Annotated in this window: 16 protein-coding genes; 13 read left to right on the forward strand and 3 right to left on the reverse strand. The window is 67.3% G+C overall.

All coding sequences use genetic code 11. The features are described from left to right. Positions 1-10 precede the first annotated feature (10 nt). Genes BJ988_RS27260 through BJ988_RS27270 form a run of 3 tightly spaced genes read left to right on the forward strand, consistent with a single transcriptional unit; the run spans position 11 to position 2378 of the window. On the forward strand, positions 11-802 hold the full coding sequence (locus tag BJ988_RS27260; protein ID WP_179660960.1) for an ABC transporter substrate-binding protein: 792 nt from the start codon (positions 11-13) through the stop codon (positions 800-802). Beyond that, the gene (locus tag BJ988_RS27265) at positions 799-1611 is read left to right on the forward strand and encodes an amino acid ABC transporter permease (protein ID WP_343051808.1); all 813 of its coding nucleotides are present in this window, start codon (positions 799-801) and stop codon (positions 1609-1611) included. The genes BJ988_RS27260 and BJ988_RS27265 overlap by 4 nt, the downstream gene beginning before the upstream one ends. Beyond that, positions 1608-2378, forward strand: coding sequence for an amino acid ABC transporter ATP-binding protein (locus BJ988_RS27270; RefSeq protein WP_425490923.1), 771 nt, complete (start codon positions 1608-1610; stop codon positions 2376-2378). The genes BJ988_RS27265 and BJ988_RS27270 overlap by 4 nt, the downstream gene beginning before the upstream one ends. A gap of 10 nt (positions 2379-2388) precedes the next feature. Here the strand turns inward: BJ988_RS27270 and BJ988_RS27275 are convergent, their stop codons facing one another. Continuing rightward, positions 2389-3579, reverse strand: coding sequence for an MFS transporter (locus tag BJ988_RS27275; protein ID WP_179660961.1), 1191 nt, complete (start codon positions 3577-3579; stop codon positions 2389-2391). Positions 3580-3643: 64 nt separating this feature from the next. On the opposite strand from BJ988_RS27275, the gene BJ988_RS27280 reads away from it, so the two are divergent. Together BJ988_RS27280 and BJ988_RS27285 are read left to right on the forward strand one after the other, a co-directional pair. Then, positions 3644-4189: a CGNR zinc finger domain-containing protein gene (locus BJ988_RS27280; RefSeq protein ID WP_343051809.1), complete on the forward strand. Its 546-nt coding sequence runs from the start codon at positions 3644-3646 to the stop codon at positions 4187-4189. Positions 4190-4319: 130 nt separating this feature from the next. Beyond that, positions 4320-5030 (forward strand): maleylpyruvate isomerase family mycothiol-dependent enzyme, encoded by a 711-nt coding sequence (locus tag BJ988_RS27285; protein WP_218861137.1) that lies wholly within the window; start codon positions 4320-4322, stop codon positions 5028-5030. 130 nt (positions 5031-5160) lie between these two features. Here BJ988_RS27285 and BJ988_RS27290 read toward each other — a convergent pair whose 3' ends face one another. Together BJ988_RS27290 and BJ988_RS27295 are read right to left on the reverse strand one after the other, a co-directional pair. After that, positions 5161-6360, reverse strand: coding sequence for an MFS transporter (locus BJ988_RS27290; RefSeq protein ID WP_179660964.1), 1200 nt, complete (start codon positions 6358-6360; stop codon positions 5161-5163). Between the two features lie 149 nt (positions 6361-6509). After that, positions 6510-7499, reverse strand: coding sequence for an aldo/keto reductase (locus BJ988_RS27295; protein WP_179660965.1), 990 nt, complete (start codon positions 7497-7499; stop codon positions 6510-6512). Between the two features lie 261 nt (positions 7500-7760). Here BJ988_RS27295 and rplJ point away from each other — a divergent pair, with 261 nt between their 5' ends. The 8 genes from rplJ (at position 7761) to BJ988_RS27335 (ending at position 15206) form a co-directional block, all read left to right on the forward strand. Beyond that, a complete protein-coding gene (gene rplJ, locus BJ988_RS27300) occupies positions 7761-8342 on the forward strand; it encodes a 50S ribosomal protein L10 (RefSeq protein ID WP_179660966.1) in 582 nt (193 codons plus the stop codon). 91 nt (positions 8343-8433) lie between these two features. Beyond that, a complete protein-coding gene (gene rplL, locus BJ988_RS27305; RefSeq protein ID WP_179660967.1) occupies positions 8434-8820 on the forward strand; it encodes a 50S ribosomal protein L7/L12 in 387 nt (128 codons plus the stop codon). Positions 8821-9215: 395 nt separating this feature from the next. Then, positions 9216-10199, forward strand: a complete 984-nt coding sequence (locus BJ988_RS27310; protein ID WP_179660968.1) for an ABC transporter ATP-binding protein — start codon at positions 9216-9218, stop codon at positions 10197-10199. Next, positions 10199-10984 (forward strand): MlaE family ABC transporter permease, encoded by a 786-nt coding sequence (locus BJ988_RS27315; RefSeq protein WP_179660969.1) that lies wholly within the window; start codon positions 10199-10201, stop codon positions 10982-10984. Before BJ988_RS27310 ends, BJ988_RS27315 begins: the two co-directional genes overlap by 1 nt. A 13-nt stretch (positions 10985-10997) precedes the next feature. Beyond that, on the forward strand, positions 10998-11825 hold the full coding sequence (locus tag BJ988_RS27320) for an MlaE family ABC transporter permease (protein WP_179660970.1): 828 nt from the start codon (positions 10998-11000) through the stop codon (positions 11823-11825). Further along, positions 11822-13183, forward strand: coding sequence for an MCE family protein (locus BJ988_RS27325; protein WP_246321589.1), 1362 nt, complete (start codon positions 11822-11824; stop codon positions 13181-13183). Before BJ988_RS27320 ends, BJ988_RS27325 begins: the two co-directional genes overlap by 4 nt. Further along, positions 13180-14232, forward strand: coding sequence for an MCE family protein (locus BJ988_RS27330; RefSeq protein ID WP_179660971.1), 1053 nt, complete (start codon positions 13180-13182; stop codon positions 14230-14232). The genes BJ988_RS27325 and BJ988_RS27330 overlap by 4 nt, the downstream gene beginning before the upstream one ends. Then, a complete protein-coding gene (locus BJ988_RS27335; RefSeq protein ID WP_179660972.1) occupies positions 14229-15206 on the forward strand; it encodes an MCE family protein in 978 nt (325 codons plus the stop codon). Before BJ988_RS27330 ends, BJ988_RS27335 begins: the two co-directional genes overlap by 4 nt. Positions 15207-15283 lie beyond the last annotated feature (77 nt).

Raw genomic sequence — 15283 nt, forward strand, 5'->3', positions numbered from 1 at the left:
AGTGCCCCGCATGAATCTGCGGAAGCTCGCTGCTGCCCTGACCGTCCCCGCCCTCGCCCTGGCGCTCGCCGCCTGCGGTGGTGGCGACGAGGGGGGCACGTCGCCGTCGGGCGCGAAGCTGGTCAAGGCCGACACCCTGACCATCTGCACCCACCTGCCCTACAAGCCGTTCGAGTTCAACGAGGGCGGCGAGGTCGTCGGCTTCGACATCGACGTGCTCAAGATCGCGGCCGATGCCGAGAAGCTCGAGACCGAGATCGTCAACATCGGCTGGGAGACCATCGTCTCCGGTGAGGCGCTCAACTCCGGTAAGTGTGACGTCGCCGCGGGTGCGATGACGATCACCGAGGAGCGCGAGAACGTCATGGACTTCACCGAGCCCTACTTCGAGGCGACCCAGGCGCTGATGGTCAAGAAGGGTGCCGGCTACGCCGCTCTCGACGACCTCGCCGGCAAGACCGTCGCGGTCCAGGAGGCCACCACCGGGGCCGACTACGTCAAGGAGAACGCTCCGAAGGACACCAAGATCATCACCCTCGAGGACTCCGCGCTGATGATGCAGGCGGTCAAGTCCGGCAAGGCCGACGCCGGCGTCAACGACAACGGTCTGCTCTACGACTTCGTCAAGGCCAACACGGACATGGAGATCACGAGCGAGTTCCAGACCGGTGAGGCGTACGGCTTCACGGTCAAGAAGGGCGGCAACGACAAGCTGCTCGAGGCGCTCAACAAGGGCATCAACGACAAGGCCGCCTACGACAAGGTCTACAAGAAGTGGTTCGGGGAGGTTGCCGCGCAGTGACTGACGCGGCAGTGGTTCCCAAGAAGCGGATGTCGCCGCGCAAACGCGCGGCGCTCGTCCGTTACATCCAGTACGCCATCTTGGTGCTGGTGGTCGTCGTCCTCGCGCTGGTCGCTGACTGGGGTGAGATCAGGCGGGCGTTCATCGACCTGGACATCGCGGCTCAGCTGTTCCCCGATGTCATCCTGATCGCGCTGAAGAACACGATCTTCTACACCGCCTGCGGGTTCGCCTTCGGGCTGGCGCTGGGTCTCGTGCTCGCGTTGATGCGGCTCTCCAGCGTCGGTCCGTACCGGTGGATCTCGACTGGCATCATCGAACTCTTCCGCGGGCTGCCGGCCCTGGTCGTCTTCCTGGTGCTCAACCTCGGGCTCTCGCTGGCATTCGGGATCCATCTCTCCAACCTCCTCACCGTCACGCTGGCGCTTGGTCTGGTCGGCGGCGCCTACATGGCCGAGACGATCCGGGCGGGCATCCAGGCGGTTCCGAAGGGGCAGTACGAAGCGGCGCGCACGCTGGGCATGACCCACACTCGGGCGATGGTGACGATCGTGATCCCGCAGGCGTTCCGCATCATCCTGCCGCCGTTGACCAACGAGCTGATCCTGCTCACCAAGGATTCCTCGCTGGTCTACATCCTTGGCCTGTCGCTGGATGAATACGAGCTCACCGCCTTCGGGCGTGAGGCCATGAATGCCAACGCCAACCTGACCCCGATGCTCACCATCGCGCTGTGCTACCTGCTGATCACGGTGCCGCTCTCGATCGTCGTACGCCGCATGGAAGCCAAGTCCGGGAAGGCCCGCTGATGACCCAGACCGAGACGACACCGGCTGCCGAGCGCGGCGCAGCGGTGATCGACGTACAGGACCTGCACAAGTACTTCGGTGACAACGAGGTGCTCAAGGGCATCGACTTCCACATCGCGCGAGGCGAGGTCGTCTGCGTGATCGGGCCCTCGGGCTCCGGGAAGTCGACGCTGCTGCGCTGCGTGAACCTCCTCGAGGAGCCGACCAGCGGCACGATCCTGGTCGACGGCGAGGAGATCACCGACCCGGACGCCGACGTGGACGGGCTGCGCGCCCGGATCGGGATGGTCTTCCAGCAGTTCAACCTGTTCCCGCACATGACCGTGCTGCGCAACCTGACGGTCGCGCAGGAGAAGGTGCTCAAGCGCGGCAGGGCCGAGTCGCTGGAGATCGCCCGGGCCACCCTGGAGAAGGTCGGCCTCTCTGACAAGGCCGACGCCTATCCTGCTCACCTCTCCGGCGGTCAGCAGCAGCGCGTCGCCATCGCGCGGGCGCTGTCGATGAACCCCGACATGATGCTCTTCGACGAGCCCACCTCAGCGCTCGACCCGGAGCTGGTCGGGGATGTCCTGGCCGTCATGAAGGACCTGGCCGCCGAGGGCATGACCATGATGGTCGTCACCCACGAGATGAGCTTCGCCCGCGAGGTGGCCGACAAGGTCGTCTTCATGGACGGTGGCGTCATCGTCGAGGAAGGCCTACCCGCCCACGTCCTCGGCAACCCGCAGCACGAGCGCACCCAGGAGTTTTTGGCCCGCGTGCTCTGAGGCTGGATGTTCACCGAGGCTCAGGACATGGCCCCGGTGAACAGACGCGGGCGACGGCGGCAGTGATCGCCGCGAGAACGAGGCAGAGGCCCGCGCCCGCGAGCCAGACGATCGGTTGCCCGAGAGACATCAGACCGGTCGCGAGCATCGGCCCGATCGTCTGTGCGATGCCCCAACAGGTTCCGTACGCCGCCAGGTAGCCCGCTCTCGTGACGTCGGTCGCCAGACCGGCCACCAGGGCGATCGGTGGGCCGAGCAGGAGCACCTCGCCGAGGGCGACGATCGCGCAGCCGAGGGCCAGCAGCGGGAACGGCGCCGCGTACGCGATCACGGCGAAGCCGACCGCCATCAGGACCAGTCCCGCGCGCATCAGCGGGAACGGCCGCCCGGCGGCGCTGCGGAGCAGGCGTTGGCCGGCGATCGTGACCAGCGCGGCGACCAGGAGCAGCCACCCGGTGGCTGCGGCGTCGTGTCCGCGAGCGGAGACGGTGAGGGGGAGGGCGACCGTGCTCAGGATCCATGCGGTCGCGAAGCCGGTGCCGAGGGCGAGCATCGTCAGGAGCCGGCGGTCACGCCAGGGGCTTGGGCCGGACCTGTCCTGGGACGAGCGTGGCGTGCTGGTGTCGCGTACGAGCGCGAGGACCAGCGCCGCTGCACACAGGCAGGTGAGGGCGTCGGCGACGAAGAGAAGTCGGAGGTCGACGCCGCCGACGATCGCCGCCAGCGCACCCGCTCCGACGCCGGCCACCGCCATCGCCGCGCCGTAGAGCCCGTACGCCTGCGGCCGCCGCTCTGGCTCGACGCACTCTGCGATCAGCGCCTGAGAGGCGGGCTCGTAGATCTCATAGGCCAGCCCGAGCAGCGTCGCGCCGACGAGCGCGCCGATGACTCCAGGGGAGGCGGCGATGACCAGCTGAGCCGCAGCGCAGGCGACCAGTCCTGCGACGATCGTCGGTCGTCGGCCCACGGTGTCGGCCAGCCAGCCACCGAGGAGCCGGGACGGAATGGTCGCGAGACCGAAGGCGGCCACCACGGCTCCTGCGGTCGTGAGCGAGGCGCCGTGGACTTCGACCAGGGTGACGGCCAGGAACGCCATTGCGAACGACCCCAGCCGGTTGACCGCTCGGGCGATGACCAGTGCGACAAGAGACCGCGGCCAGCGCGTGCGTTCGTGACTGGTCAATGGTTGAATGACGGTCATGAGGGAGACCGTAGATCCAGGCGTGGTGACTGGTCAAATACATTTTGACAGTCATGTGCACACGGTGACGGAGCAAGCGTGCAAGCTCGTCAACGCCCTGACGGCCGGTCACGACGGCACCCACGCCGTCGAGCCGCCGCCGCGCGGGCAGCGCGCCGGGGTCGTACAGAGCCTGTTGACCCGTCCTGACTACGAGCCGCAGGTCGACGACGGTGCGGCTGACGGGATGGTCGCGCTGGCTGGATCGCTCCGCGTGGTGTTCGAGGCTGCGGCGAACGGCGACCTGGACACCGCAGCGACCCAGGTCAACGCGCTCATGCGGGAGATGGGTTCGGTCCCGCAGCTCGACCGGGCGCGCGGGGGAGGTTGGGCGCTCCACTTCCACGGACGCGATCCCGGGCTCGTGGTCGGCTGGGGCGCGGGCATCGCCGCCGGTCTGGCGCTGGCCATCGGCTCCGACCTGGCCGGCCGCCTTGGCGTCTGCCAAGCCGACCCGTGCGACCGGGTATTCGTCGACACGTCCAAGAACGCCGGTCGCCGATTCTGCTCCACCCGTTGCCAGAGCCGGATCAAGGCCGCCGCGCATCGTGCTCGCCGGGCCACCTCCTGACGGCATGCGAGCCGATCCCGCGATCGTTCATCACCGATCCGGCCGAGCTGGCCCGCCTGGAGCAGCGGCTTGCCGCGGTGATGACGAGAAGCCGCTGAGGCCGGTCGCTGTTGCCAGTAGGGTCTGCGTCGTGGCGACGCCTGATGACTACTTCGTGATCCTGGGAGAGCTGCAGTCCGAGTTCGCGGCCGCGTTGAAGCAGGCCGACCCGGACCGGACGGTGCCGTCCTGCGACGACTGGTCCGTCGGCGATCTCGCCGACCACCTGGCCGGGGTGCACCACTGGGCGGCCGCGATGGCGCGCGACGAGGATGCGGAGCCGCTACCGGTCCCGCTGGACCTGGTCGCGACCTACGAGGCACAGGCCGCCGAGCTGCGCGAGACGCTCTCCGGGCTGGGGCCGGAGGCGACCGGCCGGATCCTGAACGGGCTGACCGAGGACGGTCGTGGGCCGGTCTCGTTCTGGTTCCGACGTCAGGTGCACGAGACCCTGGTCCATCTCTGGGACATCCGCTCGGCGCTCGGTCTACCGACGCCCGAGGCGACCCCGGAGCTCTGGGCCGATTCCGTCGACGAGGTGCTGACCGTGATGTACCCGCGGCAGATCGCGTTGAAGCGCGCGCGGAAGATCGTGACCCGCATCGAGCTCACCGCCACCGACACCGGCCACACCTGGGCGATCGGGGTTCTGAACGCGGTGCAGAAGGTGTACGTCTCCGGGTCCGCCCGGGACCTGGCCCTCCTGCTGTGGGGCCGCGTGTCCCCGAGCTCCGCCGACCTGACGGTCACTGGCGACTCCGCCGCTCTCGACGAGGCCCTGACCCGCGCGATCGTCCCCTAGGCCGACCGGTCGGCCCTGGCGTCACTTTCCCGCTGGTGCACTGAAGTGGCGGCGGTGGAGGTGCTTGGGTTGCGTCATTTCCCCGCATACGGGAAAGTGCCGCCGCCCCTCCCGAACCGTCGCCCAGCCGTCAGCACCCGGTGAGCCGCAGCCGGTCGGCACGGCCGGTCCAGTGGCCGACCCAGACCGCCCCGACGAGCGAGAAGATCCCGAGGGCGACCGGCGCGGCGGCGATCGAGAAGACCGCGGCCAGGCCGGAGACCAGCAGCGGCCCGCCGGTGCCGCCGATGTCGCCGCACAGCCGCCAGCCGCCGAGGAACTGCGCTCGACCGTCGGCCGGCGCGGCATCGGCGCCGAGCGTCATCACGATCCCCGACCCGAGGCCGTTGCCGATCGCGATCAGCGCCATCACGGCACCCAGCGTGAGCGCCGAGTCGGTGAGAGGCAGCAGCAGGCAGCCGATGCCGACGGAGAGCACCACCGGGATCGCCACGATCTGGCGTCCCTTGTGGTCGAGCAGCCAGCCGCCGGGGAAGGTGAGGGCGATGTCCACGAGCGCGGCGCCGGCGAAGAGGAGGGAGACGACCGAGGCCTCGAGATGGATGTGGTCGGCCCACAGGGGGAGCAGGCCGATGCGTACCGACCGCGAGATCCCGATGATCACCACGGCCACGCCGAGCGTCGCGAAGGTCCGGCGATACGCCCACAGCACGCTGCGTACGCTCAGATGGCCGTGCTCACGGGACCGGGTCCGGCCGAGCTCGGGCATCCAGCCACCGATCACCGCCGAGCACAGCGACATCGCGGCCGCGAACAGGAAGACCACGTGGAGACCGAAGACGTGGATGAGCCCGGCGCCGAACAGCGGTCCGACGAAGACCCCGATCCGGAAGGAACCGCCCAGCAGCGACATCGCCCGCGCCCGGTGGGACAGCGGGGTCGCGTCGATGAGGAAGCCCTGCCGTGCGATCAGGAACGCGGTCCAGCTCATCCCGCTCACGAACACCGCGACGGCGAGCACGGCGACCGACGTGCTGAGGAACGCGACGGTCATCGCGACCGCGTCGAGAGCCCCGGCGCCCATCAACGTACGCCGTTCGCCGATCCTCGCCACCAGCGAGCCGGCGGGCAGCGAGGTGGCCAGCGAACCGATCCCGAGCAGCGCGACCACGAACGCCGCCATGGATGCGTCCGCGCCCAGATCAGTGGCCCGCAGCGCCAGGACAGGCATCACCGCGCCGTGCCCCATGGCACTGACGATCGAGGGTGCGTACGCCACCACCGCGATGTCTCGGAACCGGAAGTCCCCGGGCGTCGTCTCCGTCGTCACCCCTTTACTCTGCCGGATTCCTTACCAATGCTCACTATTTTTACGCCTGCCGAGACGTCACTCCCGTCGGCCGAGACGTCACTCGATGACGCTTCGGCCGACGGGAGTGACGCCTCGGCCGACCGGCGTGACGTCTCGGCTGGGGTTGGTCACCAGCGGGAGTGGACGGCCTCGCGAAAGTAGGTGTCGTAGATCCCGCGTACGCCGGAGAGGAGCGCCTCGGAGAGCGGCGGGAGCGAGCCGGCGGCCGAGTTGGCGTGGGCCTGGGCCGGATTGCGGGCGCCGGGGATGACGGTGGTGACGCCGGGCTGCTGGGCGACCCAGGCGAGCGCGACCTGGGCCGGGGTCGCGCCCGAGGGGCCGTGCTCGGAGACGAGCGCGGTGAACTCCTGGGCTGCCTTGACGCCGGTGGTGAAGTCGACGCCGGAGAAGGTCTCGCCGACGTCGAAGGCCTCGCCGTGACGGTTGTAGGTGCGGTGGTCGTCGTCGGCGAAGGTCGTGGACTCGGAGTAGCGGCCCGACAGCAGCCCCGACGCCAGCGGCACTCGCGCGATGATCCCGACGCCGGCCTCCGCGGCTGCTGGGAGCACGCGGTCCAGCGGCTTGAGCCGGAAGGCGTTCAGGATGATCTGGACGGAGGCCACGTTGGGCCTCGCGATCGCCGCCAGGGCCTGGGCGCAGGTCTCCACGCTGACGCCGTACGCCGCGATCACGCCTTCGGAGACCAGGGTGTCCAGTGCGTCGTAGGTGGCCGAGGACTCGATGGTCTCCGTCGGCGGGCAGTGCAGCTGCACCAGGTCGATCGTGTCGACCCCGAGGTTGGTGCGGGAGCGATCCAGCCACTCGCGGAAGGCGCTCAGCGTGTAGCTCGCGGGGACCTGCTCCGCCCGACGGCCCATCTTGGTCGCGACGAAGACGTCCTCGTGCGAGCGGCGGAACCGCCCGATCACCTGCTCGCTCCGGCCGTCGCCGTAGACGTCTGCGGTGTCGAGGAAGGTCACCCCGTCGCCCACCGCCGCCTCGAGCACGGCCAGGGCGTCCGACTCGCTGACCTCGCCCCAGTCGGCGCCGAGCTGCCAGGTGCCGAGACCGATGACCGACGCCGAGCGATCGATCCTGCCGAAGGTGTGGCTCTCCATGCCGCCAACGTACCGGTGCTCAGGCGACCGAACCCGCCGATTTGGTGGCACCCCGCGGCGTACGCATAATTGTTGTCTGAAACCAGAGACCGCCGGTTGTCAGGTGTGCATGCACCTGATCGAAGGTTCCGCAGGATGCGGACGGCCCGCGTAGGTGAAGAGCAAGACGAGATCGTACGTCACGCCCTGAGCCTGCGCTCGGGGCGTTTGTCATTCGCGGGCCCGTCGCCGGGGGGATCGATTCCCGGAAGAAGGAGACCCATGGCGCGGGCTGAAAGGCAGGCTGCCGTCGCGGAGATCGCTGAGAAGTTCAGCGCCTCGAGCGGCGCCCTGCTCACCGAGTACCGTGGTCTCACCGTCGGCGAGCTGAAGACTCTTCGCCGCTCGCTCGGTGAGAACGCCAACTATGGCGTGGTCAAGAACACGCTGACCAAGATCGCCGCCAAGCAGAGCGGCATCGAGGGTTTCGACGACCTGCTGACCGGCCCGACCGCGATCGCCTTCATCCAGGGTGACGTCGTCGAGGCGGCCAAGGGTCTGCGTGACTTTGCCAAGGCCAACCCCAACCTTGTCATCAAGGGTGGATACCTGGACGGCAAGGCCATCGACGCTGCTGAGGTGGGCAAGCTTGCCGACCTCGAGTCGCGCGAGGTCCTGCTCGCCAAGCTTGCCGGCGCGATGACCGCATCGCTGTCGCAGGCGCTCTACGCCTTCAACGCCCTGCCTACGAAGACCGCGCAGCTCGCTGCCGCTCTCGAGGCCAAGGCCGCGGAGGACCCCTCGATCCTCGCAGGTGGTGCCGCTGAGCCGGCCGCCGCCGAGGAGGCTCCGGCCGAGGCGTAATCGCCCCGGTCGTAACTAACCACCACCTGTAACCCGGCCCTGCTGCGTACTCAAACCAAAACGCAGAGGGCCACCAAGAAAGGAAGCCATCATGGCTAAGCTCACCACCGCAGAGCTGCTCGACGCGTTCAAGGAGCTCACCCTCATCGAGCTCTCCGAGTTCGTGAAGGAGTTCGAGGAGACCTTCGGCGTCACCGCTGCCGCTCCGGTCGCCGTTGCCGCTGCCGGCGCCCCGGGCGCCCCGGCCGCTGCCGCTGAGGAGGCCAAGGACGAGTTCGACGTCATCCTCGAGGCCGCTGGTGACAAGAAGATCAACGTCATCAAGGAGGTGCGCGCTCTGACCTCCCTCGGTCTGAAGGAGGCCAAGGAGCTCGTCGAGGGCGCCCCCAAGGCTGTCCTCGAGGCCGCCAACAAGGAGACCGCTGACAAGGCGAAGGAGGCCCTCGAGGCCGCCGGCGCCACCGTCACTGTCAAGTGATCTGAGGGCTTCGGCCCTAGCTCAGCCCGGGTTCGGCGGATTCCGCCGGGCCCGGGCTTGCTACATTGCGGAAACAGTTCCGCCACAGGTCGGTCAAGCTGCAGCGCGGCTTTGTGATCGATCGAACCGCAGGGGGCTACTCGGGAGTAGCCCCCTGCGGTTTGTTTCGTTATCTTGAACACACGCCAGCTCTGACCGGTCGCCGATCCGATCGTCGGGCGTAGGCGGGGGACTTCGTCTCGGGTGGTGATCACCGTCACCGTTCGCAGGCCTTATGGTTTACAAAAGTGTGACGCGTGTCGCGGGAAATGCGTAACCACTGTCACACTCTGCCGTTAGTTGGGCAGTAGGGGACTTGAGGGAGGCCCCCGCGAACAGGAAGGGAGCCGGCCCGGATGGGTGTAGACGTAAAGATCGAAGGGCTGACCAAGAGCTTTGGTAAGCAGCTCATCTGGAAAGACGTCACGCTGACGCTGCCTGCGGGCGAGATCAGCGTGATGCTGGGTCCGTCCGGCACGGGTAAGTCGGTGCTCCTCAAGACCTTGATCGGTCTGATCAAGCCCGACACGGGCTCTGTGGTCATCGAGGGCGTCGACATCGCCAGCTGCTCGGAGAGGGACCTCTACGAGGTCCGCAAGCTGTTCGGCGTGCTGTTCCAGGACGGCGCCATGTTCGGGTCGATGGACCTCTTCGACAACGTCGCGTTCCCACTCCGTGAACACACGAAGAAGAGCGAGTCCGAGATCCGCAACATCGTCATGGAGAAGATGGACCTGGTCGGTCTCATCGGTGCCGAGAACAAGCTTCCCGGCGAGATCTCCGGTGGTATGCGCAAGCGTGCCGGTCTGGCGCGTGCGCTGGTCCTCGACCCCGAGATCCTGCTGATCGACGAGCCCGACTCGGGCCTGGACCCGGTGCGTACGGCGTTCATCAACCAGCTCTTCATCGACCTGAACGCGCAGATCGACGCGACGTTCCTGATCGTGACCCACGACATCAACTCGACGCGTACGGTGCCGGACAACATCGGCCTGCTCTACCACAAGCACCTGGCCATGTACGGGCCCCGCGAGATGCTCCTCAGCTCCGAGGAGCCCGTCGTGCGGCAGTTCCTCAACGCCCAGACGATCGGCCCGATCGGTATGTCCGAGGAGAAGGACGCCGACGAGCTGGCCGCCGAGAAGGACATGGGTCTGCCGCCGCTCCCACCGATCCCGATGCAGCTCGAGCCGTCCAACGGCATACCGCGCAAGTACCAGCGTCCGCCGGGCGCCTGGTGCCGGGAGAACGGTGTCACCCCGCCTCCGGGCTCGTTCCAGGCAGATGCGGCCATGGCCCCCGGCGGCGTGAAAGCTGATCCAACAGAGGCTCCTTACTGATGTCATCCCTGACCGCCGCCAGGGTCCTGAAGCCGATCGGGACCGCTGGCTCGCTCTTCGCGTTCGCGCTGGATGTGGGGCGAGCCGTTTTCCGGCGACCCTTCCAGTTCCGCGAGTTCATCCAGCAGGCATGGTTCATCGCGTCGGTGACGATCGTCCCGACCGCGCTGGTCGCCATCCCTTTCGGTGCGGTCATCGCGTTGCAGGTCGGTGGCCTCGTGGCCCAGTTCGGCGCGCAGTCCTTCGTCGGGTCGGCCGCGGTCCTCGCGGTCGTCCAGCAGGCCGCCCCGATCGCGACCGCCCTGCTGGTCGCGGGTGCCGGTGGCTCGGCGATCGCCGCCGACCTCGGTGCCCGGAAGATCCGTGAAGAGCTCGACGCGATGATGGTTCTGGGCATCGACCCGATCCAGCGTCTGGTGGTCCCGCGGGTTCTCGCCTGCATGATGATCGCGGTCTTCCTCAACGGCTTGGTCTCGATCGTCGGCGTCATGGGCGGCTACGTCTTCAACGTCATCATCCAGGGCGGCACCCCCGGCGCCTACCTGGCCAGCTTCACCGCGCTCGCGCAGATGGCCGACCTGTGGCAGGGCCTCGCGAAAGCGCTCGTGTTCGGTCTGATCGCGGCGATCGTGGCGTCGTACATGGGCATGAACGCCGGTGGCGGCCCCAAGGGCGTGGGTGACGCCGTGAACCAGTCGGTCGTCATCACGTTCCTGTTGCTGTTCATCGTGAACTTCGTGATGAGCGCGATCTTCCTGCAGATCATCCCGAGCAAGTCCGGTTAGGAGGGCGAGACGAATGGCAACCATCAAGTCGATCTACGAGAAGCCGGCCAAGAGCCTCGACCACCTCGGTGACGAGCTCGGCTTCTACCTGCGCGCGGTCGCGTGGTTCCCACGCACGCTCAGGCGCTACAAGAAGGAGATCCTCCGGATCCTCGCCGAGGTCACCCTCGGCTCCGGCGCGCTGGCCGTCATCGGCGGCACCGTCGGCGTGATCCTGGCGATGACCTTCTTCACCGGGGCCCAGGTCGGGCTCTCGGGCTACACCGCTCTCGACCAGCTCGGCACGTCGGCGTTCTCCGGGTTCGTGTCGGCCTACTTCAACACCCGCGAGATCGCCCCGCTGGTCGCGGGGATCGCGCTCGCGGCGACGGTCGGCTGCGGTTTCACCGCCCAGCTCGGCGCGATGCGAATCTCGGAGGAGGTCGACGCGCTCGAGGTGATGGCGATCCCGTCGCTGCCCTTCCTGGTCACGACCCGGATGATCGGCGGGCTGATCGCGATCGTCCCGCTCTACGTGGTCGGTCTGCTGTCCTCGTACGTCGCCACCCGGTTCACGGTGATCCTCTTCTACGGCCAGAGCGCCGGCACCTACGACCACTACTTCAACACCTTCCTGCCGCCCGTGGACGTGCTGTGGTCCTTCGGCAAGGTGCTGATCTTCGCGGTCGTGGTGATCCTGATCCACTGCTACCACGGCTACAACGCCTCCGGCGGTCCTGCCGGCGTCGGTGTCGCGGTCGGCAAGGCGGTGCGTACGAGCATCGTGGCCGTCTCCGTGCTCGACCTGATGCTCTCGATGGCGATCTGGGGCAGCACGACGACGGTGAGGTTGGCGGGATGACTGAGACACTCAGCCGTGAAGGCGTCGAGCACCACGTGCCCGCTCCGCGCAAGCGGAGCGCGGTGGCGCTCGCCTGGGGCAGGCAGAAGGGGAAGGTCCTCGGGGTCGTCTTCATCGCGCTGGTCCTCGCGGCGCTCACCCTGACCTGGGCGCAGTTCACCAACAAGTTCGGCAACTTCGAGGAGATCACCCTCAAGGCCGACCGCATCGGCCTCCAGCTCCCCGACCGTGCCGACGTCAAGGTCCGTGGCCTGATCGTCGGCGAGGTCCTCGAGATGAAGCCGACCGACGAGGGCGCCGAGCTGACCCTGGGGCTGTTCCCCGACGAGATCAGCAAGGTCCACCCCGACGTGACCGGCGCGATCCTCCCCAAGACTCTCTTCGGTCAGAAGTACGTCTCGCTGGTCCCGCCTGAGACCGAGTTCACCGAGTCGATCCAGGCGGGTGCGGTCATCGAGAAGACGAAGATGGCCACCGAGGTCCAGGCCGTGCTGCGTGACCTCTACCCGCTGCTGCGGACGATCCAGCCGGCCGATCTCAACAACACGCTCAACGCGCTCGCCACCGCGCTCGAGGGGCGGGGCGACAAGCTCGGCGAGTCGCTGGACACCCTCGACTCCTACCTGAAGCGACTGAACCCCGAGATCCCGGCGCTGATCGAGGATCTCGAGCTCGCCACCGAGGTCTCGGGCACCTACCAGGCCGTGCTGCCGGAGATCGGCCAGATCCTCCGCAACTCCATCGTCACCGCGACCACGCTCGAGGACCGCGAGGTGCAGCTCAACAAGATGCTGACCGATGTCACCGCCTTCTCGAACACCGCTGACGAGTTCCTCGACGACAACGGCGACACGCTGATCCAGCTCGGTGAGGTCGGCCGGCCGGTCACCCAGGCGCTGGCCCGCTACGCGCCGATGTTCCCCTGCCTGATCGGAGGCATGGACATCCTCACCGACGAGTTCACCGAGGTGTTCCGCAACTACACCGTCCACATCACGCTGGAGACCATTCCGCACCTGACTCGTCCGTACTCGACCAAGGACAAGCCACGCTACGGCGAGGACAGCGGTCCTCAGTGCGGCGAGCTTCCGAACGCGTCGTGGAACCAGGACAAGCCGTTCGCCCCGTTCCCCAACAAGGACGACGGTGTCGACGAGCCCACCGGAAAGGGCGTCATGCGCTCCGCCACCGGGTCGACCGAGTACTCGGCCCTGTCATATGTCGGTACGTCGGCCGAGGCCGATGTCATCAACGAGCTGTTCGCCCCGGGTATGGGCATGAGCGCAGACGAGGTCCCGGACCTCGGCGCGCTGATGCTCGGTCCGGCCGCGCGTGGAGCGGAGGTGAGCTACGAATGAGCGCAACGAAGCTCTTCGACGCCAAGACCTTCCAGGACTTCTGGAAGCTGGTCGTCTTCATCATCGTCACGACGCTGGCCACCGCTCTGCTCGCGATCACGATCGGCAACGTCACGTTCGGTCGGACCGATGAGTACAAGGCGGTCTTCACCGACGTCACAGGCGTGAACAAGGGCGACGACGTACGCATCGCCGGGGTCAAGGTCGGCTCGGTCAAGGGCATCGAGATCTCCGACGACGCGCGCACCGCAGTGGTCACCTTCACGGTCGACAGCGCGCAGCAGATCGCGACCACGACCGAGGCGACGATCAAGTACCGCAACCTGATCGGTCAGCGCTACCTCGCGCTGACCAACCAGCTGGTGGGCGACTCGTCGGCGATGCAGGAGGGCCAGACCATCCCGGTCGGACAGACCCATCCGGCGCTCGATCTGACGGTCCTCTTCAACGGGTTCAAGCCGCTCTTCCAGGCGCTGTCGCCCAACGATGTCAACACCCTCTCCTACGAGATCGTCCAGGTCTTCCAGGGCGAGGGCGGCACCTTGGAGAGCCTGCTCTCCCACACGGCCTCGCTGACCTCGACGCTGGCCGAGAAGGACCAGATCATCAATGCCCTGATCGACAACCTCACCGAGGTGCTCGAGCACGTGGGCGACCGGGAGAAGGAGCTCTCCAGGCTGATCGTGACCTTCCGTGACTTCGTCGGCGGGCTCAACAACGACCGCGAGGCGATCCTCGGGTCGCTCGACCAGATCTCGGCGCTCTCCGTGGAGACCGCTGACCTGGTGCACGAGGTGAAGGACCCGCTCCTGGAGGACCTGCGCGAGGCCCGGAGGTTCTCCGACGAGGTCGCCAAGGACAAGAAGCAGCTCGACGACGCCCTCCAGCTCCAGCCGATCAAGCTGGACAAGATCGGTGCGACGGCGACCTACGGCGGCTGGTTCAACTTCTACCTCTGCGGTCTGCGGGGCACGATCCGGGACGCTGAGGGCAAGGACCAGTTCATCGATCTCTACAAGCCCGGTCAAGCGAGGTGCAACCTCGGATGATTCCCTTCCGCGAACGTAACCCTGTCAAGATCGGCGCCGTCTCGATCGCCGTCCTCGTCATGCTGATGGTGATGGCCTTCAAGGCCGACAGCCTGCCGCTGATCGGCGGCGGCACAACCTACTACGCCAACTTCTCCGAGGCCGGTGGCCTGAAGACCGGCGACGAGGTCCGGGTGGCCGGTGTCCGTGTCGGCAAGGTCGACTCGATCGAGCTCGACGGCAACCAGGTCAAGGTCGGCTTCAAGATCCGCGAGAAGGTCAACTTCGGCGAGAGCTCCGGGGCGGGCGTACGGGTGAAGACGCTGCTCGGTGACATGTTCCTCGAGCTGCAGCCGGCCGGCGACGGCCAGATGCGAGCGGGTGCCACCATCCCGGTGGACCGCACCGAGTCCCCCTACGACGTCGTCGAGGCCTTCGAGGGTCTGGCCGACACCTCCGCCAACATCGACAAGGATCAGCTCGCCGCGGCGCTCACCACGCTCGCTGATCTGACCCGGTCGACGCCGGAGGAGTTCCAGGCCGCCCTCACCGGCGTCTCGGACCTCTCCCGCAACCTGGCCGCCAAGGACGAGCGCATCGAGTCGCTGCTCACCCAGCTCGACCGGGTGACCAAGGTGCTCGACGAGCGCGACGAGGACCTAATCACCCTGATGAACGATGCCAACCAGCTCTTCACGGCGCTGGTCGAGCGTCGGGAGGCTGTCCACAACCTGCTCATCTCCACCCAGCAGCTCTCGAAGGAGCTCTCCCAGCTGGTCGACGACAGCCGAGCCGACCTCAAGCCCGCGCTCGAGAGCCTCGACGTGATCCTCGACGTGTTCACGAAGAACGAGGAGAGCCTGGAGAAGTCGCTGCAGCTGCTGGCGCCGTTCTACAAGGTCTTCAACAACACCCTGGGCAACGGCCCCTGGTGGGACACCTACATCCAGAACATGCCTCCCGTCCCGGCTCTCACAGGAGGGAGGACCCCATGAACGAGCGTCAGCGAGTGAACCTGAGGACCTTCATGCCGCCGCGTCCGTATCCTGGCGCTTGCGCTACGGAGGTGGCG

Origin of the sequence: Nocardioides panzhihuensis, from assembly GCF_013408335.1 — a bacterium.
Lineage (GTDB): Bacteria > Actinomycetota > Actinomycetes > Propionibacteriales > Nocardioidaceae > Nocardioides > Nocardioides panzhihuensis.

Bases quoted from the DNA above. Each gene is read 5' to 3' on its own strand.
- BJ988_RS27260 (WP_179660960.1), top strand. From the start codon at position 11: ATGAATCTGCGGAAGCTCGCTGCTGCCCTGACCGTCCCCGCCCTCGCC.
- BJ988_RS27275 (WP_179660961.1), bottom strand. From the start codon at position 3,579: ATGACCGTCATTCAACCATTGACCAGTCACGAACGCACGCGCTGGCCG.
- BJ988_RS27295 (WP_179660965.1), bottom strand. From the start codon at position 7,499: ATGGAGAGCCACACCTTCGGCAGGATCGATCGCTCGGCGTCGGTCATC.
- rplJ (WP_179660966.1), top strand. From the start codon at position 7,761: ATGGCGCGGGCTGAAAGGCAGGCTGCCGTCGCGGAGATCGCTGAGAAG.
- rplL (WP_179660967.1), top strand. From the start codon at position 8,434: ATGGCTAAGCTCACCACCGCAGAGCTGCTCGACGCGTTCAAGGAGCTC.
- BJ988_RS27310 (WP_179660968.1), top strand. From the start codon at position 9,216: ATGGGTGTAGACGTAAAGATCGAAGGGCTGACCAAGAGCTTTGGTAAG.
- BJ988_RS27315 (WP_179660969.1), top strand. From the start codon at position 10,199: ATGTCATCCCTGACCGCCGCCAGGGTCCTGAAGCCGATCGGGACCGCT.
- BJ988_RS27320 (WP_179660970.1), top strand. From the start codon at position 10,998: ATGGCAACCATCAAGTCGATCTACGAGAAGCCGGCCAAGAGCCTCGAC.
- BJ988_RS27325 (WP_246321589.1), top strand. From the start codon at position 11,822: ATGACTGAGACACTCAGCCGTGAAGGCGTCGAGCACCACGTGCCCGCT.
- BJ988_RS27330 (WP_179660971.1), top strand. From the start codon at position 13,180: ATGAGCGCAACGAAGCTCTTCGACGCCAAGACCTTCCAGGACTTCTGG.
- BJ988_RS27335 (WP_179660972.1), top strand. From the start codon at position 14,229: ATGATTCCCTTCCGCGAACGTAACCCTGTCAAGATCGGCGCCGTCTCG.